This is a genomic window from Pseudotabrizicola algicola (assembly GCF_010915705.1).
GTDB lineage: Bacteria > Pseudomonadota > Alphaproteobacteria > Rhodobacterales > Rhodobacteraceae > Pseudotabrizicola > Pseudotabrizicola algicola.
The window spans coordinates 13,903-32,105 of the sequence record NZ_JAAIKE010000004.1 but is presented as its reverse complement, the minus strand read 5'-3'; the positions used below and the strand labels follow the sequence as shown (position 1 = coordinate 32,105).

Annotated in this window: 20 protein-coding genes and 1 tRNA gene; 11 read left to right on the top strand and 10 right to left on the bottom strand. The window is 63.6% G+C overall.

Annotated features, from left to right (window positions below; translation table 11 throughout):
• Positions 1–8 precede the first annotated feature (8 nt).
• Genes G3572_RS13235 through G3572_RS13225 form a run of 3 tightly spaced genes read right to left on the bottom strand, consistent with a single transcriptional unit; the run spans position 9 to position 2,957 of the window.
• A complete protein-coding gene (locus G3572_RS13235) occupies positions 9–1,532 on the bottom strand; it encodes a tripartite tricarboxylate transporter permease (protein ID WP_164612634.1) in 1,524 nt (507 codons plus the stop codon).
• A gap of 19 nt (positions 1,533–1,551) precedes the next feature.
• Positions 1,552–1,995 (bottom strand): tripartite tricarboxylate transporter TctB family protein, encoded by a 444-nt coding sequence (locus G3572_RS13230; protein WP_205518723.1) that lies wholly within the window; start codon positions 1,993–1,995, stop codon positions 1,552–1,554.
• Positions 1,992–2,957, bottom strand: coding sequence for a Bug family tripartite tricarboxylate transporter substrate binding protein (locus G3572_RS13225; RefSeq protein WP_164612632.1), 966 nt, complete (start codon positions 2,955–2,957; stop codon positions 1,992–1,994). Before G3572_RS13225 ends, G3572_RS13230 begins: the two co-directional genes overlap by 4 nt.
• 150 nt (positions 2,958–3,107) lie before the next feature.
• Between G3572_RS13225 and G3572_RS13220 the strand changes: the two genes are divergently transcribed.
• The 5 genes from G3572_RS13220 to G3572_RS13200 all read left to right on the top strand — a co-directional run bounded on the left by G3572_RS13220 (position 3,108) and on the right by G3572_RS13200 (position 8,004).
• Positions 3,108–3,773, top strand: a complete 666-nt coding sequence (locus tag G3572_RS13220; RefSeq protein ID WP_164612630.1) for a response regulator transcription factor — start codon at positions 3,108–3,110, stop codon at positions 3,771–3,773.
• Positions 3,774–3,776: 3 nt separating this feature from the next.
• Positions 3,777–5,153 carry a sensor histidine kinase gene (locus G3572_RS13215; protein ID WP_164612628.1) on the top strand — a complete coding sequence of 459 codons (1,377 nt, stop codon included), beginning with the start codon at positions 3,777–3,779 and terminating at the stop codon, positions 5,151–5,153.
• Positions 5,123–6,148 carry an ABC transporter substrate-binding protein gene (locus tag G3572_RS13210; RefSeq protein ID WP_164612626.1) on the top strand — a complete coding sequence of 342 codons (1,026 nt, stop codon included), beginning with the start codon at positions 5,123–5,125 and terminating at the stop codon, positions 6,146–6,148. The genes G3572_RS13215 and G3572_RS13210 overlap by 31 nt, the downstream gene beginning before the upstream one ends.
• A 580-nt stretch (positions 6,149–6,728) precedes the next feature.
• Positions 6,729–6,818: transfer RNA gene (locus tag G3572_RS13205), tRNA-Ser, on the top strand.
• A gap of 349 nt (positions 6,819–7,167) precedes the next feature.
• The gene (locus G3572_RS13200; RefSeq protein WP_164612624.1) at positions 7,168–8,004 is read left to right on the top strand and encodes a protein NO VEIN domain-containing protein; all 837 of its coding nucleotides are present in this window, start codon (positions 7,168–7,170) and stop codon (positions 8,002–8,004) included.
• Positions 8,005–8,028: 24 nt separating this feature from the next.
• On the opposite strand, the gene G3572_RS13195 is transcribed toward G3572_RS13200, so the two are convergent.
• From G3572_RS13195 to G3572_RS13165, 7 genes are all read right to left on the bottom strand, one after another.
• Positions 8,029–8,529 carry a hypothetical protein gene (locus tag G3572_RS13195; protein ID WP_164612622.1) on the bottom strand — a complete coding sequence of 167 codons (501 nt, stop codon included), beginning with the start codon at positions 8,527–8,529 and terminating at the stop codon, positions 8,029–8,031.
• Positions 8,530–9,621 carry a helix-turn-helix domain-containing protein gene (locus G3572_RS13190; protein WP_164612620.1) on the bottom strand — a complete coding sequence of 364 codons (1,092 nt, stop codon included), beginning with the start codon at positions 9,619–9,621 and terminating at the stop codon, positions 8,530–8,532.
• Between the two features lie 258 nt (positions 9,622–9,879).
• Positions 9,880–10,263: a hypothetical protein gene (locus G3572_RS13185; protein WP_164612618.1), complete on the bottom strand. Its 384-nt coding sequence runs from the start codon at positions 10,261–10,263 to the stop codon at positions 9,880–9,882.
• Positions 10,260–11,591, bottom strand: a complete 1,332-nt coding sequence (locus tag G3572_RS13180; RefSeq protein WP_164612616.1) for a recombinase family protein — start codon at positions 11,589–11,591, stop codon at positions 10,260–10,262. Before G3572_RS13180 ends, G3572_RS13185 begins: the two co-directional genes overlap by 4 nt.
• A gap of 2 nt (positions 11,592–11,593) precedes the next feature.
• Positions 11,594–12,091, bottom strand: coding sequence for a DUF2924 domain-containing protein (locus tag G3572_RS13175; protein ID WP_164612614.1), 498 nt, complete (start codon positions 12,089–12,091; stop codon positions 11,594–11,596).
• Between the two features lie 398 nt (positions 12,092–12,489).
• A complete protein-coding gene (locus tag G3572_RS13170; RefSeq protein ID WP_164612612.1) occupies positions 12,490–13,410 on the bottom strand; it encodes an ImmA/IrrE family metallo-endopeptidase in 921 nt (306 codons plus the stop codon).
• Positions 13,407–13,727, bottom strand: coding sequence for a helix-turn-helix domain-containing protein (locus tag G3572_RS13165; RefSeq protein ID WP_164612609.1), 321 nt, complete (start codon positions 13,725–13,727; stop codon positions 13,407–13,409). The genes G3572_RS13170 and G3572_RS13165 overlap by 4 nt, the downstream gene beginning before the upstream one ends.
• 160 nt (positions 13,728–13,887) lie before the next feature.
• On the opposite strand from G3572_RS13165, the gene G3572_RS13160 reads away from it, so the two are divergent.
• The 6 genes from G3572_RS13160 to G3572_RS13135 all read left to right on the top strand — a co-directional run bounded on the left by G3572_RS13160 (position 13,888) and on the right by G3572_RS13135 (position 18,168).
• Positions 13,888–15,114, top strand: a complete 1,227-nt coding sequence (locus tag G3572_RS13160; RefSeq protein ID WP_164612607.1) for a hypothetical protein — start codon at positions 13,888–13,890, stop codon at positions 15,112–15,114.
• Positions 15,115–15,118: 4 nt separating this feature from the next.
• Positions 15,119–16,036 carry a hypothetical protein gene (locus tag G3572_RS13155; protein WP_164612606.1) on the top strand — a complete coding sequence of 306 codons (918 nt, stop codon included), beginning with the start codon at positions 15,119–15,121 and terminating at the stop codon, positions 16,034–16,036.
• A gap of 159 nt (positions 16,037–16,195) precedes the next feature.
• Positions 16,196–16,405: a helix-turn-helix transcriptional regulator gene (locus G3572_RS13150; RefSeq protein WP_043869387.1), complete on the top strand. Its 210-nt coding sequence runs from the start codon at positions 16,196–16,198 to the stop codon at positions 16,403–16,405.
• Positions 16,406–16,416: 11 nt separating this feature from the next.
• The gene (locus G3572_RS13145; protein WP_164612604.1) at positions 16,417–16,902 is read left to right on the top strand and encodes a hypothetical protein; all 486 of its coding nucleotides are present in this window, start codon (positions 16,417–16,419) and stop codon (positions 16,900–16,902) included.
• A complete protein-coding gene (locus G3572_RS13140; protein WP_126156064.1) occupies positions 16,902–17,648 on the top strand; it encodes an ATP-binding protein in 747 nt (248 codons plus the stop codon). Before G3572_RS13145 ends, G3572_RS13140 begins: the two co-directional genes overlap by 1 nt.
• Positions 17,649–17,667: 19 nt before the next feature.
• Positions 17,668–18,168: a DUF669 domain-containing protein gene (locus tag G3572_RS13135; RefSeq protein WP_164612602.1), complete on the top strand. Its 501-nt coding sequence runs from the start codon at positions 17,668–17,670 to the stop codon at positions 18,166–18,168.
• Positions 18,169–18,203 lie beyond the last annotated feature (35 nt).

Here is an 18,203-nt window from a genome sequence, read left to right as displayed (position 1 = left end):
TCTGGTCCTTAGTCTGTGGTGCCGCCGTCTGTGGACGGTTGCGGGGGTTTCTTCAAGACACCGCGCAGGAACATGGGCGCGACAAAGCCCACGACCGCGGCGATCCAGAGGCCGATGGCGATGGGCGAGGAGAACAGATACGTCCAGTCGCCATTCGACAGCACCATCGCGCGGCGCATGTTGTCTTCCATCGCATTGCCCAGAAGGATGCCGAGGATGACGGGAACGGTGGGGATGTCGAGCTTGCGGAACAGCCAGCCCATGACCCCGAAGGCCACCATCAGCATCATGTCGAAGGACGATCCGGTGAGCGAGTAGATGCCCACGAAGGCGATCATGGTGACGCCCGGCAGGAGCACCCAGCTTGGCACCGACAGGATCTTCACAAAGACCTTCACCAGCGGCACGTTCATCACCAGAAGCATGATGTTGGCGATGAGGAGCGAGGCGATCAGCGACCACACCACCTCGGGCCGTTCGGTGAAGAGGAGCGGGCCGGGGGTGATGTTGAGCGTGAGCAGGAGCGCCAACAGCACGGCGGTGGTGCCGGAGCCCGGAACGCCGAGCGTGAGCATCGGGATCAGCGCGCCACCGGCGGCGGCGTTGTTGCCCGCCTCGGGCGCGGCCACGCCGTTGGGATTGCCCTTGCCGAAGGTGGATTTGTCCTTGGCCGATGATTTTTCGGTCATGTAGGCAAGGAAGGAGCCGAGCGAGGCACCAGCCCCCGGCAGGATGCCGGCGACAAAGCCGATGCCGGAGCCGCGGAGCATGGCATAGCGGGTGGACCAGAGTTTCGCCCAGTTCACGGTGATCTTGCCCAGCTTGACGCCGATGGCGCTGTCCTTGCCGTGGGTTTCGATGAAGTGGAACACCTCGGCCACGGCGAACAGGCCCACGATGGCGACAAGGAAATCGACCCCGTCCATCAGGTGCATCTCGCCGAAGGTAAAGCGCGGCATGCCGGTGGTCTTGTCCAGCCCGATCATCGAGATGCCGAGGCCGATGGCGGCGGCCAGCGCGGCCTTGGCCTGGTTGTTGGACCCGATGCCGCCCAGCGTGCAGAAGGCGAGCATGTAGAGCGCGAAATACTCGGCAGGCCCGAACTTGAAGGCGACCTGCGCCAGCATGGGCGAGAGGAACATCAGGCCGACGGTGGCAAGGAAGGCGCCGACGAATGAGGCAAAGCCCGAGATCACCAGCGCATCTGACGCAAAGCCCTGTTTGGCCATCGGATAGCCGTCGAGCGTGGTCATCATCGCGGGTTCATCGCCCGGAATGTTGAGGAGGATCGAACTGATCCGCCCGCCATACATCGCCCCATAATAGACCGAGGTGAGCAGCACCAGCGCCGGAATGGCGGTGAGGCCCATCGAGAAGGAGATCGGGATCAGGAGGGCCACGCCGTTCGACGGGCCAAGGCCCGGCAGCGCGCCGATGATGGTGCCGACAAAGCAGCCGATCACCGCGAGCATCAGGGTATAGGGGGTCAGGGCGATGCCGAAGCCCATCGCCAGATTCGCTAGGGTATCCATGTGATGACAGTCCTCTGGATCAGCCCATCAGGGCGCGGGGCAGGCCTTGCAGACCCAGCCCGAGGATGAATTTGAACAGGACGAACAGCCCGATGCCAAGGCCGAGCCCGGCCAGCGCCGCCGGAACCGGACGGGGGTTGATCTGCCACGACAGGATGCCTGCGGCGATCACGGTAGGGATGACGAAACCGAGGGGCCGGATCAGCATGGCGTAGCCGAACAGCACTGCCAGAGCGAGCGCCATCTGCAGCAACATGCCACCGACGGGCCAATCAACCTCGGGGTCGGGGCGCAGGATCATGACGAGGGAGCAGATCAGCACCACGCCCGCCACCATATAGGGAAACACGCGCGGCCCGACCGGATCGGACAGGAACGAGGTCTGGATGGACATGGCGCTGAGGATATACCCCAGCGCCAGGATCACCATGACCACACCAAAGATGCGGTCTGCGCGGATCATTGGATAAGCCCGATTTCTTTGGAGATTTCGGTGATTTCCGCGATGTTTTCATTCACGAAGGTTTCGAACTCGGCGCCGATCAGGGTGTAGGGGGCCAGACCGTTTTCGGCCATCACCTTCTGCCACTGTTCGGAATCGGCCACCTTTTGCAGGGTGTCGGTCCATTTGGCGTAGTCTTCGTCGGAGATGCCCTTGGGCACATAGACGCCGCGCCAGTTCATCGCGGTCAGATCGATGCCCTGTTCCTTGGCGGTGGGGATGTCGTCGAAGCCGGTCACGCGCTCGTCGGACAGCACGGCCAGCGCGCGGACGTCGCCCGAGCGGATGAAGCCCTGGATCTCGGAGATGTCGCCCGTCATCGCCTGCGTGAAGCCGCCCACGGTCTGGGTGATGGCATCGGCACCGCCGTCAAGGCCGATGTATTTCACGGCGCGCGCATCGCCAAAGCCGGCGCGGTCGAGCAGCATCAGCACCTTGAGGTGGTCAAAGCCGCCCACGGCCGAGCCGCCTGCGAAGGCCACCGCCGACGGGTCGGCCTTCACCGCCTCGACCAGATCGGCAAGCGTCTGGAAGGGGCTGTCCTTGGCGACCACGATCACGCCCGGATCACCGCCGATGGTGCCGACCCAGCGGACCTGATCTGCCGTCATGCCGGCAAAGGCGTTTTGCGCGAGGCGGGTGGTGGTGGCCGACGAGGCGGCGATGAACACGTTCGGGTCGGTGTCGCGCTGGCCGACGACATGGGTATAGGCCACGCCGCCACCGGCACCGGCCATGTTGGTGACCTGCACCATGTTCGGCGACAGGCCGGTTTCCTGCATGATGTTCGCGATCTGGCGGCAGGTGAAATCCCAGCCGCCGCCGGGGTTGGCGGGCGCGATGCATTCGGTTGCCATGGCCGAGGTGGTCAGGCCCAAGAGGGCGGTTGCGCTGAAGGCCAGCGCGGAAACGGTGAGACGCATGTAAGTCCTCCCAGACTTTTGATGTCAGGCAGCCCGTGTTCTCCTCGTGACGCACGGGTCTTGCGGCGATCACACAAAGCTGGAAAGCTGACACGAACCTGTCATGCGCAAATTTTCTGTGCAGGATGAAAACGGGGCGGGGGGCGGCGCGTGCGGTTTTTGCTGGTGGAGGACAATGCCGATCTGGCCGCCAGCGTGGCCGCACGTCTGGGGCTGGAAGGGCATGGCGTGGACTGTGCCGGCACGCTGGCCGAGGCCGAGGAATTCCTGCTGGCGGCGTCTTATGACCTGATTTTGCTGGATATCATGCTGCCCGACGGCGACGGGCGCGATTTTCTGGCGCGTCATCGCCGGGCCGAACGCACGACGCCGGTGATCGTGATGACGGCGCGGTCTGCCGTGAGTGACCGGGTGGATGCGCTGGATACCGGCGCGGATGATTACATCACCAAGCCGTTCGATTTTGCCGAGCTGGAGGCGCGCTGCCGCGCGGTGCTGCGCCGCCGTGGCGGCTTGGTGCAGACGCAGCGCAGCTTTGCGGACCTGACCTTCGACCCGTTGTCGGCAACCATCGGTGTGGCAGGCGAATCGCGCGACCTGCGGTCCCGCGAGGTGCGTCTGCTGGAATTGTTCCTGAACGCGCCGGGGCGCATCCTGTCGAAAGAGCATCTGTGCGACCGGCTGTTCTCGTTCTCGGAGCCGGTGACCGACAATGCGATCGAGGTCTATGTGGGCCGCTTGCGCAAGAAGCTGGCGGGCAGCCGCGCGCGGATCGAGACGGTGCGGGGCCTTGGCTACCGCCTGACGGACGGCTGAGTCTTGGCGCGGCCTGTGGCCTTCTCGCTGCGGCGCAGGCTGGTGGGGCAGCTGCTGGCTCTGGCGGCGGTGCTGGCGCTGGTGCTGTCGCTGGCGGTGCGGATCGGGGCCGAACGTGCGGCGCAGGCGACGCTGGACGCGGTGCTTGGCTCGGCGGCCCTTGCCTTGGCCGAAGAGATGCGCGCCGAAGAGGGCGGCGTGGTGATCGACGTGCAGCCCGCCACCTTTTCGATGCTGGCGGCGATGGGCGAAGAGCGCATCTTTTACCGCGTGGATATCGGCGGGCAGACGGTGACGGGCTATGGCGATCTGCCGCTGCCCGAGGGCCTGCCCACGACGCTGGCGCCGGTGTTCTACACGGTGCCGTTCCGCGATGCGCGTATCCGGGTGGCGGCGGTGGCGCGGTCGTTGCGGGTGGAGGGGCGGGCCTCGCCGGTGCTGGTGCTGCTCGGCCAGACGCGGGAGGGGCAGGGGGCGATTGCCGCTCGGCTTGGCTGGCAGGCAGCGGCGCTGGGGCTGGCGGTGTTTCTGGTGGCGATTCCGCTGGCGCTGCTGGTCGCGCGCAGCCTGACCGCCCCGATCGACCGGCTGGCCGAGGCGGTGGGGCGGCGCGGTCCGCGCGATCTGCGCCCCGTGCGCGACCCCGCCCCGCGCGAGCTGCTGCCCTTTGTCACCGCGCTGAACAGTTTCATCGGACGCTTGCGCGGCACGCTGAGCCAGACCGAAACCTTCATCGCCGAGGCGGCGCATCACATCCGCACGCCTCTGGCGGTGATGCGCAACGAGGCGGAACTTGCCCTGCGCCAGTCGGGCGAGGAGGCGACACGGGCGCGGCTGCGCGGGCTGATCCGGTCGGCCGATGATGCGGCACGCTCGGCCGGGCAGCTTCTGGACCATGCGACGGTGCTTTACCGCGCCGATCAGGCCGATTGGGCGCGGCTGGACCTTGCCGAGATGGTGCGCGCGGTGGCCGCCCGGCTGGCCCCTGCATCGGAGATGAAGGACATCGACCTTGTGCTCGACATCGCGCCCGCGCTGCCCTGCGAGGGTGATGCCGTGCTGATCGAGGCGGCCTTGCGCAACATTCTGGACAATGCCATCAAGTATTCGCCCCCCGATACGGTGGTGGAGATCACGGCGCGGATCGAGGGCGAGACGGCGCTGGTCCGCATCAGCGACCGGGGCAGGGGCCTTGGCGGTGCCGCGCCCGAGCGCCTGTTGCGCCGCTTCCGGCGCGGCGACAATGTGGGCGATGTCACCGGGTCTGGCCTCGGGCTGACCATCGTGGAACAGGCAGCCAGCGCGATGGGCGGCAGTTTCCGCCTGCGCGCACGGGAAGGAGGCGGCGCATGCGCGGAATTCTGTTTGCCTTTGGTCTGATGCTCTGCGCGCTGCCTGCGCTGGCCTTCGATATCGAGGCGACGCAAGACTTCGGCCCCGAGGCGCCCTTGCAGCGCCTGTCGGTGTTGTCGACCACCGACACCGCGATTCTGGAGCCGGTGATCACGGCATGGCTGGAGCGAAACCCCGGCCTTGGCCTGCGCTATGTGATGGCGAGCAGTCAGGAGGTCTATCGCGCCATAGCCGAAGAGGGCGCGGCCTTTGATCTGGTGATCTCGTCGGCGATGGATTTGCAGATGAAGCTGGCCAATGATGGCCATGCGCTGGCGCTGCCCGCCGATCTGGTGGCGGGGCAACCTGTCTGGGCGCGCTGGCGCGATCTTCTGGTGTCGGTCGCGCAAGAGCCGGTGGTGCTGATCCTGTCGGACAGCGCGCTGCGCGCGGGCGAAGAGGTGCCGCGCACCCGCCGCGACCTGATCGCCCTTTTGCGCGACAACCCCGAGCGGTTTCGCGGCCGTGTCGGCACCTATGATCCGGCGGAATCGGGCGCGGGCTATCTGTTTGCGGCGCAGGATGCGCGGCTGTCGGACACGTTCTGGCGGCTGGCCGAAGTGATGGGGCGGCTGGATGCCCGGCTTTACTGCTGCTCGGTCGACATGATCGAGGCGGTGCGCGCGGGGCAATTGCTGGTCGGGTACAATGTGCTGGGGCTTTATGCGCTGGCGGGGCACAGCGAGGGGCTGACGGTGGTGGAACTCGAGGATTTCACGCTGACGCTGCTGCGCACGGGCCTTGTGCCCCGCATGGCGCCGGAACCCGAGGCGGCGGTTGGTTTCCTGCGCTATCTTCTGTCACAGGAGGCGCAGGCCCTGATCGCCCGTGGCAGCGGTCTGGCGGCGGTGGAGGCGGCGGCCTTCGAGCGCAACCCGCACCTGCGCCCGATCCGGCTGGACCCGGGGCTGCTGGCCAATCTGGACCCGGTATCGCGCCAGCGCTTCCTCGCCGAATGGCGCGCCGCGATGGAACAGCCCTGACCGCCGCAGGCCGCCCCGCCCGAGGCGCGCGCGGTAGGCCCAAGGCGCGCTTATCGCCTGTCCGAGGCAAGCGGGGTGTTTGCCTCGGGCACGCATCGGGTCTGCCGGCGCCTATGCGCGGTTGCTGGCGCAAGGCGCGCGTCACGTCTGTCCACGGCCGTGCGGTGCCCTTTGACTGCACTGCGCGAGGCCAGCCTGCGGCGCCTATGCAGGCCGCTCGCGCCAATGCGCGGTGTCTGCCCAAGGCGCAGAGGAGAAGGGCAACATCTGCCGCCTCTGGCACGCGCGGCGTCCGTTCAGTGCGCGGGCCAGCGCTCAAACAGATGCCCGTGCCAAATTCCGCCCCCCGCGACGCCTTCCGGCTCTGCCCTTTCCGCGCTGTCCTTTCCCGCCCCGTCACCGCAGCCCGTCTGCCTGATGGCAGCCCGCCTTCGGCACCCCGCGTCCACCGGCCCGCCTTTGACAAGTTGCTGCGCGGGGCACTTTGTCGGAGGGCGCAACCAGCCAAAGCCATCCCCGATGAAGATATTTCCTCCCAAGCCCCTTGCCCCCGCCCGCCCGCCCCTTTAAACGGGTCAGTGGAGTGGTGGCCGAGTGGTCGAAGGCACACCCCTGCTAAGGGTGCAGGCGGGGAACCGTCTCGAGGGTTCGAATCCCTTCCACTCCGCCACTTGCACATTGCAAACCCGAAAACAGGTCCCTCGCGGGGCCTTTTTCTTTATGTGCCAAAGGGGTTTGCAGGAACCATCCGCCCTTCGGAGACTGGCCGCCTGCGCGAGATCGGTCTCCGAACGCCCTCCGTCTCTTTCCACCCGCCCTTCGCTCTCGGCGAGACGGATTCAAAATCCCCATATCTTTCAGTGAACTGACGGGATCGCGTTGCGCCTGCGTTTCGCTGGTTTCGGCTTGTTTCGATGCAGATGGAGACGCGACACGGGCGGCGTGGTCGTTGGTATGTCTTGGGAGACTTGCGCGAAGTCCCTGATGACAAACGCAGTTTCCGCCCTTAGCCTGGCGCGATGTCAAACGGGGCCTGGACCGATCAAGAGAACGACCTGACCGTCGCGGATTACTTCGCGATGCTGGCCGACGACGTCTGTGGTCGCCCCTACAACAAGGCCGAGCACCGGCGCGGGCTTCTGCCGCTGTTGAATGATCGGTCCGAGGGATCGGTCGAGTTCAAGCACCAGAACATCAGCGCCGTACTGAAGGGGCTGGGTGAGGACTGGATCCCGGGCTACAAGCCCGCCTTCAATTTCCAGATGACGCTGGTGGATGCCGTGGCCCGCTGGCTGGCGCTGAACCCGGCGTGGCTCGACCGCCACTCCGGTGTAGGAGCGCCGACAGGCCTCGCGGAGGCGCGGCCGATCTGGATCGGGCCGCCGCCCACGCTGTCGAACCAGCCGCCGCCGCAGGAGCTGGAGCAGATGCTGCACATCGCCCGCAAATTCGATGTCGCGGCGAGAGACGAACGAAACCGGGCCCTCGGCCGTGCCGGTGAGGAGCGCGTCCTGGCGCATGAACGTGCAGCCCTCAAATCAGCGGGTCGCGACGATCTTGCGCGCAAGGTCCGCTGGGTTTCGGAGGAGGATGGCGATGGTGCCGGCTACGATATCGCGAGCTTTGCACCCGACGGCCGTCCGCGCCTGATCGAGGTGAAGACGACGAATGGCTGGGAACGCACCCCTTTCCACATCAGCCGCAACGAGCTGGCCGTGGCCGAGGAACGGCGTTCGGAATGGTCCCTGTTCCGGCTCTGGAACTTCGCGCGCGAACCGAAGGCGTTCGAGCTGCACCCGCCGCTGGGCGCGCATGTCTCGCTGACCGCGACGTCCTTTCAGGCGAGTTTTTGTTGAGATGCGACCACGATCAGCAGCTAATTAGTGCAATCCGAGCGTGAACTTTACCTTAACATCACTGAGCCAGCGTTCCTGATAGTGTGCCTTGAGATTGGCGGCGCCGATATTCAGCCTTGAAAGCGCTTGCTCCAAGGAGACCAGTTTGTCTTTTTGGCCTGCCTGACACCCGAACTTCATGCTGGCGCGATCAGGGCCGCAAAGAAACCAAACATCATTTCGCTGTAGAGCGTGTATCCAGAGATCAAGCTCTCCGGCATCAAGAGCTGGCATCTCACCATCGAAATTGGCTGCATGCATTGCTCTTTCCAGTTCTGTCACAGCATATATATTCTGGAAGCACTTCCGTAGATCGGAATCCAGTATTTGTTGGTTGATCCGGTTCGCTTTTCCGGTTTGCGCTTCGACGATGCAGGTTTCGACAGTTTCAAGCGCAAATCCTTTGTGTAACGCTGTCCACGTTCCTGTGCGGTGCGCCTCGATAATAACGCAAGCATCGACAAGTATTAAATCGCCACGTTTCATTTACAGGCCAAGCGGGCTTTCAAGGCCATGTTGGCTGTATAGATCGGTCAGTTCCTCAAAGGACAAATCCAATAGCGAGGCAAATCGCCGCTCAGAAATCAAGCCTTCCTGCAAAGCGCAAGCAAGGAGTTCGAGAAACTTCTTGCTCATAAGCGGCGGCGTCTCATTCTTCAAAAGGCCACCGTTGTAGGAGAACCAATCAGTTTCCGTAAATTCTTTGCATGTGCCGCGATTTAGCCTCCCTAGGTCGACCAAGCGCCAAAGCAGCGCTTGGGAAGATACCATGAGTTCAGTGGCAACTTCATTCACATGCTGGACAAAATTGTCGCTTTGTACATCAAGCTTGTCCAAATGCCTTTCCATTACGAACGACGGAAGCAGAAGCCCGGAGGCAAATTTGTCAGCAAGCTGTTCGACACGAGTTTTTGCTTTATTCACCCCGTCGAGATAATCTGGTGGCATAGCTTCCCACGTTAGTATGTGAAAAATTTCATGCGCTAGGTCGAAGCTGCGTCGGGATAGGGGCTCTTGCCGATTGATTATTATGGCATTCATTTCCGGAAGTCGGCATGCTGCCCCAGAAATGCCCTTCTTCGGATCTGCCATTAGAACAATAGCATCAAGCTTTTTTTCGGCGGCACCAACAAGTGCCGCGGCAGGAACATCTCCAAGCTCAAGCTCTGCGGCGACAGCCTCACCAGTGGCAACTGCATCTTCATAAGAGGATTGCTTCGTCAGCCGAACTTCGGCCAGCAACGCACGAGGCCTCTGTTTTAGCTTATCCCTCAATACGCGATATGCACCGATCCACTCGCTTGCAGTGGTTTCGAACTCATATAGGTCCTGTGTATCCACTCCTGACTGGCGCCACGAAAAAGCCCCTTGGCCGGCAAGCAAGTACGGGTTTGTGAAATAGTCCAGCTTGACGTCAAAGATTTCTGTGCAAGCTACGAGCTCTTCTCCGGTCATTCGACGAACACCGTTTTCAATGTTCGATACGATCTGACGGCTCTCAAACTTCAGCAGCTCGGCGAGATCAGCCTGCGACATTCCACGCTGTTCGCGTAGGTGCTTCAATCTATCACCATACATCTGCCGCTCCATCCTGCACTTTCGAAGGGAATCTATCTTGCGAAAGCGCACATCGCAAGAAAATCTTGCGGCCCTCTAACCTCATCGCAGCCATTTGTCTAGTACAAGTTTTCCGAACTATGCCGCTCAGCTCATGGACATGCGTCATGTGGGGCACTGCGCTGCTCGCTGTCAGCGGTGCTGGAGTGAGCCGATAAGAATCTTGGAATCCCAGGAGGGATAAGTTCTGTTGTTAGACCGTGAATGACCTTGCACCTTTTATGCGAACACCCGCTCAGCCTGCTCATTCCATGTCTCCCCAGCCAGAAAACACAGGTCGTACAGACTGACCGCCGATGCCTCGCGGCTGCAGGTCAGGCGCTTCAGCACCTCCGGCGCCAGATAGGCGAGGCGCAGTTGGCGGCTGACATGGCGCTCGGCCAGACCAACGGCCTCGGCCAGTTCCTGGATCGTGGCGAACTCGCCTGCCTCCATGCGCCGCCGCCAGCCCCATGCCCGGCCGATGGCGCGCAGGATGTGCGGGTCCTGCGTCTGATCCTCGCTCGGGCTGTAGTCGGCGGGCGGCATGATCTTGGGCCGCCCGTTCTTCCTGCGCAACTTCAGGGGGATCAGCACGCGGATCGTGTCATTGCCACGGGTCATTCGGCGGCCTCCATGTCACGCGGGGCGATCATCTCGCGGATGACGCCCGCGACACCTTCGCGCCGGATGTCGACCTCGAGCCCGGCGGCGGTGACGGTGACGCGCCGGACCAGCAGCTGGATGATCCGCGCCTGTTCGAGCGGAAACAGCTGCGCCCAGAGCGTGTCGAAATCATGCAGCGCCGCGATGGCCTCGGCTTCGGATACCTGATCGCGCTTCAGCGCCGCCAGCACCTGCGTGACCACCTCGGGGGTCTGCAGAATGCGCCGGACCTCGGTGACGATGGCGTCCTCGACCATGCCCGCAGGCAGGCGGACCGGTGCTTGATCGCTACCGTTGTCGTCCTCCGTGGTGCGATTCTTGATCACGTCCATCGAGACGTAATAGCGGTAGAGCTTGCCGCGTTTCTTGGTTGCGGTCGGGGTCATCGCCGCGCCGGTGTCGGTGAAGATCAGGCCCTTCAGCGGTGCGGGCGTCTGCATGCGGCTGTTGCTGGACCGCGCGTGGCGGTTGCCCTGCAGGATGGCGTCGACCTGATCCCAGACCTTGTCGGTGACGATGGCCTCGTGCTCGCCCGGATAGGCCTTACCCTTGTGGACGGCCTCGCCGCGATAGACGCGATTGCGGAGCACCCGATAGAGGTAGCCCTTGTCGATCAGCGTGCCCTGCTTGCTGCGAAACCCCTCCCGCCGCAGTTCCTTCGCCAGCATCGTGGCCGAGCCGAGTTCGACGAAGCGCTCGAAGATCCGGCGCACAGCGGCGCCCTCAGCCTCGTTGATCACCAGCTTGCGGTCCTGCACATCATAGCCGAGCGGCACATAACCCCCCATCCAGATCCCGCGCTTGCGCGAGGCGGCCACCTTGTCGCGGATGCGTTCGCCGATGACCTCGCGTTCGAACTGGGCGAAGCTGAGCAGGATGTTCAGCGTCAGCCGCCCCATCGACGTGGTCGTGTTGAAGGACTGCGTGACCGAAACGAAAGTGACGCCGTTGCGGTCGAAGACCTCGACCAGCTTTGAGAAATCCATCAGGGCGCGGCTGAGCCGGTCGATCTTGTAGACCACGACCACGTCGATCAGCCCGTCGTCGATGTCGGCCAGCAGCTGTTTCAGCCCCGGCCGGTCCAGATTGCCGCCCGAGAAGCCGCCGTCGTCATAGCGGTCGCGGGTGGCGACCCAGCCCTCGGATTTCTGGCTGGCGATATAGGCTTCGCAGGCCTCCCGCTGGGCGTCTAGGCTGTTGAACTCCATGTCGAGGCCTTCCTCGCTCGACTTGCGGGTATAGATGGCGCAGCGCAGGCGGCGGCCGGGGCGTGCGTTCATGTCCATGGTCAAACCTCCCGCGGTCGGACCTGCAGCCCGAAGAAGCGATAGCCGTTCCAGCGCACGCCGGTGATTTCCCGCGCAATGCCGGAGAGCGATTTGTACTTGCGGCCCTGCCACTCAAAACCGTCCTTCAGCACGGTGATGATGTGCTCGACCCCGTTCCATTCCCGGATAAGCCGCGTGCCTGCCACCGGATTGCGGGGATCCGCGATCTGGTTCTTGCGGCGGGAGACGCCCTCGACCTCGTCGGCAAGCAGGTCGAGCATGCGACGGGTCTCGTGGTCGGGGCCGCCATAGGTCAGTTCCTGGAGGCGATAGGCGATGCGGGCCTCGAGAAAGGTGCGGCTGTTGTTCGGCGCGGCGCTGCCGAGGAGCCGTTCCCATTCGGTCTTCAGTTCTTTCACCGACATGGCCTTGAGCGCGGCGATGCGCGACAGGACGCTCTGGTCCAGGCGCGCGTCCTGCCCGGGCTTGGGCGTCGTTATCTTACTGTGATGCTTCATCAATTCCTCCGATGCGGATGCGTTTCCTGCGACGACCACCGCTCTTTCGGGGCGGGTAGTCCACGGAACTGTCTCCGCCGGCGGGCGATAAAGAACTGGAGTTCCCGGCAGTCAGGCGAACGACGCCTGCGGCGAGGATGCGGCCCAACTCGGCAAGCCGGGCATCAGGGGACATGCGTTCAGGGCATAGAGGATTGGGCCCGGAAACCGGGTCTTCGGGGGGAATGGACATGGCGGGTTTTCGCGACTGTTGTGATAGGCGAAATGTGTCGCGAAATCATAAAAATATCAAGTAAATCAGTTTGTTACGGACTCATGCGGTCGCTGCGCAGCGTTGCGAAAACCTGCGTAGCTGATATGTCCCTGCGCTCTCCTCTAGGTCGGACGGCCGTGGCGAATCAACCCGTCCGGCCGTCCATGAACCTGTCGAAGCTGTCGAGGACCGGCTCTTCCTCCAGATCGGCCATTTCCCATCGCGATGGGGCGCGGTCGGGGTAGAGCAGAAGCGAGATCGTCATCTGATCATTGCTGGGCGAGAACACAGTCATCTCGTGGACCGGTTCAGAGCCGAGCCAGATGCCAGCGGGATGGTGGCAACCGTAGCGCCCTTCATCCCCGTCCACCTCTTGCGCCGCAAGCGAGGCGGGCGGCAATTCGATCACCTCTTGCCGCGCCCGGTAGAAAACCCCGGACTTCAAGAGCGGTTCGCTGGACCAGGCCCAATCGATGAAGCCTTCCTTGCCGACCACGATCATCGCGCGTTTGTCGGTGATGGTCATCCATTTGAGGATCGCGGCGGTCAGCGATACGGCATAGCGATCCGCGAGCTCGGTCATCACGTCGATGTCGATGATCCGGCCTTTGATCTGCGCGCGGAAATCGTCGAGGGGCATCAGCAGGTAGGAGGCGAATGTGTTCGCCTCCGCCTCGATCCTGTTCCGGGCCTCATCCCAGTCGGCCATGTTGCGGCTGGAGCATTGGAGCCCACGCGGGTTGGCCTGCCGGTGCAGGAGGTAATGCCCGAGCTCATGCGCCAGCGTGAAGTTGCGCCGCCCCGCCGACCGGATGGTCTCGTTGTAGACGATGCCCCACTCGCCCGCGCAATGCGGATTTGGCAGCAGCATGCCTTCGACGCCCTTAGAGAGTTTCAGCCCTTGCACCATCGTGATTGGCGCGTCCGGAAAGACCTGACGCGAGAAGTCCTGCGCGAGCGCGGCCACATCGATAGGGAAACGCGGCAGCCCGTGCACCGCCTGATGCACGGACAGGATTTTCGTCAGGCGGTTGGCCCAGCTCTGAGGCGTCGTCGGCAGACTCAATCCTTCTTTCCCCACATGTCGATCATCTGCTTGATTTTCTCTTGGTCATCCAAGTCGAGCTTTTTGAAGCTTCGGTAGAACGCCTCCTTGAAGACCTCTTCTTCGGGTTCGGTGTTGTCGTCGAGCAAGTAATCTGTAGTGACCGACAGCGCTCCTGCGATCTTCGTCAGCTTCTCGCCCGAAGGTTTTCGCGTATCGCGGTTCTCGAGTTCCCAGAGGTAGCTCTTGCTGGAGTCGGTCAGCTCGGCGAGCTTGTCGAGGGAGTATCCCTTTTCCTGACGGTGGCGCTTGATCTTCGCGCCGAGGGACGTGGTCATCGTATCATCCTTGGTATCCTTGGTTGCAGGACGTTTGTTCGCTATGCCGAACAAATTTGTGCCGCGCAAGTAGACGTGGCGATTTGTTCGGTATATATCGAACAACATTGTATCGCAATTTTGTGATTCTGTCCTCCCCCCGGCCAAAGAAAGGGCTCTCATGACCGCCATCGCCGCGTTTCTCCGCAAGACCCCCGTGATCCGTCTGCAGGATTACTTCACTGCTGGCGGGTTTACCTCGCTTGCGCCCATCGACTGGCCGAAGCCCGAGCCCGAGGTGGTAGAGTCGCTGATCAAGGCCGTCGACGCCATGTCCGATGACGAAAAGCAGCGCGTCGTCCTCGATGCGGCCCGCGTGGCGGCGCTGGCGGATGAGCCCGGCCAGAACGCGTTGCAGAACGTCGTCGTGAACCGCGCGGTGTTCGATGCGCTTGAGGGGGCCAACAACCGCTCGCTCTGGGTTTTCCTGAACGAATACGATCGGTTCCGCAAAGCCGAGGAGGTGCGCTACAATGACGAGCATCGCCGGACGCGGTCGTGGAGCGGGTTCGGCGTCGACGCCAATCTTGTGGTGAAGAAAGACCCGATGTCGCTCGCGGCATTTACGACCGCGATCCGTGAGCGGTTCGAAACGCCCAACGTCCATGTCGACATCTTCGACCGCCATCGGGTGATCCTCGAGGGCGAGGAATGCGAACTAGTCCAGGTCGCGGTCTACCGGGAGGGGCGTCCCGAAGATACGTTGGGCTTCAACGCCAACAGCACCCTGTCGCGTCGGATCGTGAAGCCGGTCTTCGAGGCGGCGCTGACCTATGAGGCTGCGACCGGGGTGATCGAGGTCGTGGCCAAGACGCGCGAGGACCGGATCGACCTGACCCGGTACATGGCGCGCGACCTGCTGGGCATCACCCTTGATGAAGAGCAGTCGCTGCCGCTGCGCGAGTACGATCTCAGCATGCTGCTGCGGCCGTTCGACTTCCCGACTGACCCGGCCGACGGGATTGCCGGCGTGACCGTCAAGGAATTGCGCCTGATGGATCTGGGCGATGCGAAGGAGCGCATCACGCTCGAATCCATGTCGGGTGCCGACCGGACGATCTGGCAGATGGCGGAGCACCGGATTGGCCTCGACATCGGTGGCGGCGCGCGGATCTTGGGTGGCGTCGGCGACGCGGCGGAATGGGTTGTCACCCGTGCGCGCTTCACCATCAAGTTCCACCCGGGCCCCGATGGCGGGCGGGGCAAGTCGCTGTCGCTGACCGTGACCATGCCGCATGGCTGCAACCTGAAGGACATGACGCCGCAAGAGCGCCTGATCGGCGAGAAGTATTTGCGGCTCTGGGGCATCCTGAAAGACGACAACGACGAAGGCGACATCCTTGAGTAAGCGTGTGATCGACCTTCTGCTGCGGGCCATGGAAGCCCGCAGCATGTCGCTCCAGACATCGGCGTTGCACCAGTTCTCGCGAAGCGCGACCGACGCTTTGATCGCGGCAAAGCTGTTGGTGCCGAGCGGGCATGTCCCGGTCGTCGTCGGGATGGATGACTATGAGGATGAACCGCTCGAGGCCACCTGGTCGGCCGAGCTGAAATCGTTCGGCTATCACGACAGCACCGGCCGTTGGGTCAAGGTCGCCAATCAGGACATCGCGGCGTGCAGGGTCGACTACGGTCTGGCTCTTGCCAAGATGCTGGTGGCGTTCGAGCGCGCCGGGCCTTCCCGCCCGACTCCCTTGGTCTCGGATCTGATCTGGGAGGTGGGAACAATCAAGCTCGCCGGAGCGAAGGCCCCGGTGCCCGTCTGGTTTGCCCGGCGGCTTGGCGATCCGGGGGTCTGGGCACAGCTCGAGGCGCTGATCGGGCGCAAGCCGCCTCAGGAAATCCGCATCATCCTGACCTCCACACCCGGCGAGCGTATCCCGGCGACCGCCCAGAAGCGCAACCACATCATCAACGTGGCGGATGTTGCGGGTGATCCGGCGAAGCTCGCGATCTCGCCCCAAGTCCTCGGGGCTCGGGTGTTCCCCGGACAAGTGCAGCGTCGTTTCCCGATCGATCATTCGGATGACTACGGCATCGTCCGGCTGCGCGGTGAAACCCTCACCTTCGGCAGCGACAAGCAGCGACAACTCTTGGGGCTGCTGTTCGACGCCTACTGGTCGGGATCGCCTGTGTGCCGGACCGCGGTCGTGCTTTTCGAGGCGGGCTACGGGGACAGCACGAACGCGTTCTCCAAGGTTTTCAGCGGTCGCGACGACTGGCGCTCGTTCATCAAATATGCTGACGGAAACTGTTGGATCGAGCCCTGATCCGATCAGCCATCGCCATTTTGAAGGCCGTCCATCAGGGCGGCCTTTTGCTTTTGTGACTTTCCTACCGGCTTCCCTACCGGTGCCCTCCCTCAGCCCTACCACCCCCTCCGCCATGTTGAACCCGCAAGCGTTCGCAGAAATCCCAAGGAGGTTCACATGGCGACCAGGCACCTTTCCCAGATCGAGCTGGCGGCTCGCTGGAACATTTCGCACCGCACGCTGGAGCGCTGGCGGTGGACGGGCGAAGGCCCGAAATTCATCAAGCTCGGCGGCCGGGTGATCTACCGGCTCGAGGATGTCGAGGCCTTCGAGGCCGAGCAGATCCGCGGCGTGGATCACGAACCCCATCGTCCGATGTCGGCGTGAGGGGGCGGAACATGACGATCTCCAACCACATCACCCTGGCCGATATCCACCGCATGCCCGTGGGCCAGATCGCGGCGCTGCCCGCCGATCAGCTTGCGCTGCTGAAAGGCGCGGCGGAGGAGCAACTGACGCAGGCGAAGTCGGTCGCGGACTGGCTCGACGGGGCCATCTCCCTCAAATACGCCGGCCGCGCCCAGGACACCCGCCAGGAGGCGGGCAAGGACACCGGCACGATCCGGTTCGAGGATGACGGCGTCACCGTGATCGCCGAACTGCCCAAGCGCATCGACTGGGATCAGGCGTTGCTGGCGCAGATCGCTGAAAATATCGCCTCGGCGGGCGAGGACCCGGCGGAATTCATCGAAACCAAGCTGTCGGTCTCCGAACGCAAATATGGCGCATTGCCGGAAAGCTGGCGCAAGGGCTTCGAGCCCGCGCGCACGGTCCGCACCGGCAAGCCCAAGTTCCGCCTCGTGCTGAACGAGGAGATGCGCTGATGGCCATTTCGCTCGCGTCCCTGCGCACGACCTCGGTGCTGACCCCGCCGCGCATCCTGATCCACGGCGTGGCCGGGGTGGGCAAATCCACCTTCGCAGCCGATGCCGACCGGCCCGTCTTCCTCATGACCGAGGATGGCCTGGGCAAGCTGCAGGTGCCGCATTTCCCGCTCGCCACCAGCTATGCGGAGGTGGCCGAGGCGCTTGATGCGCTGCTGAACGAAGACCACGATTTCGGTACGGTCGTCGTCGACAGCGTCGACTGGCTGGAGCCGCTGATCTGGACCGAGGCCTGCAAGCGCAACGGCTGGGCCTCGATCGAGGCGCCGGGGTTCGGCAAGGGCTATGCCGAGGCGCTGACTATCTGGCGTGAATATCTCGACCGGCTCAACGCGCTTCGCGACCGCAAAGGCATGGTGGTCATCCAGATCGCCCATACCGACATCAAGCGCTTCGACAGCCCCGAGCACGAGCCCTACGACCGCTATGTGATCAAGCTGCAGACCCGCGCCTCGGCGCTGCTGCAGGAGCATTCGGACGTGGTGCTCTTCGCCAACTATCAGATCTCGGTCGCGAAATCCGATGTCGGCTTCAACAAGAAGGTGACCCGGGCGCTCGGGTCGGGTGCGCGCGTCATGCACACCGAAGAGCGCCCCGCCTTCCTTGCCAAGAACCGTTACGGCCTGCCGGACACACTGCCGCTGATGTGGTCGGAGTTCCTCGCGGCCATGCCCCAATCCCAATGAACTGAACAAGGACAAGACCATGGCACGTTTCGACACGTCCTTCGACGCCACCAGCGTCGAGCCCACCACCGCCTACGAGCTGTTGCCCGCAGGCAAATACCGCGCCCAGATCGTCGAGAGCGAGATGCGCGTCACGAAGAACGGCATGGGCCAGTTTCTCTGGCTGATGCTCGACATCCTCGAGGGCGAGCACAAGGGCCGGAAGATCTTCGACCAGCTGAACCTGGTGAACCCGAACCCGACCACGGTGGAGATCGCGCAGCGCACGCTCTCGGCGATCTGCCACGCCACGGGCCGGATGCATGTCAGCGACAGCGAAGAGCTGCACCTGATCCCGATGACGATCCAGGTGAAGATCCGGCCGCCGAAGAACGGCTACGGCGAGAGCAACGCGATTGCCTACCTGCCGCCTGAGCGTGGTTCGGCCCCGGCCGCCCGTCCGGCGAAGCCCGCGCCCGATCCGGCCGGCTCTTCGGTGCCGCCGAAAATGGCCTCCGCGCCCTGGAACAAGAAGGGCTGAGCCTTCGCGCTGCCCTGCGCCCTGACTGACGGGGC

Coding starts and splice junctions, on each gene's coding strand:
- G3572_RS13235 (WP_164612634.1), bottom strand. CDS start 1,532: ATGGATACCCTAGCGAATCTGGCGATGGGCTTCGGCATCGCCCTGACC.
- G3572_RS13230 (WP_205518723.1), bottom strand. CDS start 1,995: ATGATCCGCGCAGACCGCATCTTTGGTGTGGTCATGGTGATCCTGGCG.
- G3572_RS13225 (WP_164612632.1), bottom strand. CDS start 2,957: ATGCGTCTCACCGTTTCCGCGCTGGCCTTCAGCGCAACCGCCCTCTTG.
- G3572_RS13210 (WP_164612626.1), top strand. CDS start 5,123: ATGCGCGGAATTCTGTTTGCCTTTGGTCTGATGCTCTGCGCGCTGCCT.
- G3572_RS13200 (WP_164612624.1), top strand. CDS start 7,168: ATGTCAAACGGGGCCTGGACCGATCAAGAGAACGACCTGACCGTCGCG.
- G3572_RS13195 (WP_164612622.1), bottom strand. CDS start 8,529: ATGAAACGTGGCGATTTAATACTTGTCGATGCTTGCGTTATTATCGAG.
- G3572_RS13190 (WP_164612620.1), bottom strand. CDS start 9,621: ATGTATGGTGATAGATTGAAGCACCTACGCGAACAGCGTGGAATGTCG.
- G3572_RS13185 (WP_164612618.1), bottom strand. CDS start 10,263: ATGACCCGTGGCAATGACACGATCCGCGTGCTGATCCCCCTGAAGTTG.
- G3572_RS13180 (WP_164612616.1), bottom strand. CDS start 11,591: ATGGACATGAACGCACGCCCCGGCCGCCGCCTGCGCTGCGCCATCTAT.
- G3572_RS13175 (WP_164612614.1), bottom strand. CDS start 12,091: ATGAAGCATCACAGTAAGATAACGACGCCCAAGCCCGGGCAGGACGCG.
- G3572_RS13165 (WP_164612609.1), bottom strand. CDS start 13,727: ATGACCACGTCCCTCGGCGCGAAGATCAAGCGCCACCGTCAGGAAAAG.
- G3572_RS13160 (WP_164612607.1), top strand. CDS start 13,888: ATGACCGCCATCGCCGCGTTTCTCCGCAAGACCCCCGTGATCCGTCTG.
- G3572_RS13150 (WP_043869387.1), top strand. CDS start 16,196: ATGGCGACCAGGCACCTTTCCCAGATCGAGCTGGCGGCTCGCTGGAAC.
- G3572_RS13145 (WP_164612604.1), top strand. CDS start 16,417: ATGACGATCTCCAACCACATCACCCTGGCCGATATCCACCGCATGCCC.
- G3572_RS13140 (WP_126156064.1), top strand. CDS start 16,902: ATGGCCATTTCGCTCGCGTCCCTGCGCACGACCTCGGTGCTGACCCCG.
- G3572_RS13135 (WP_164612602.1), top strand. CDS start 17,668: ATGGCACGTTTCGACACGTCCTTCGACGCCACCAGCGTCGAGCCCACC.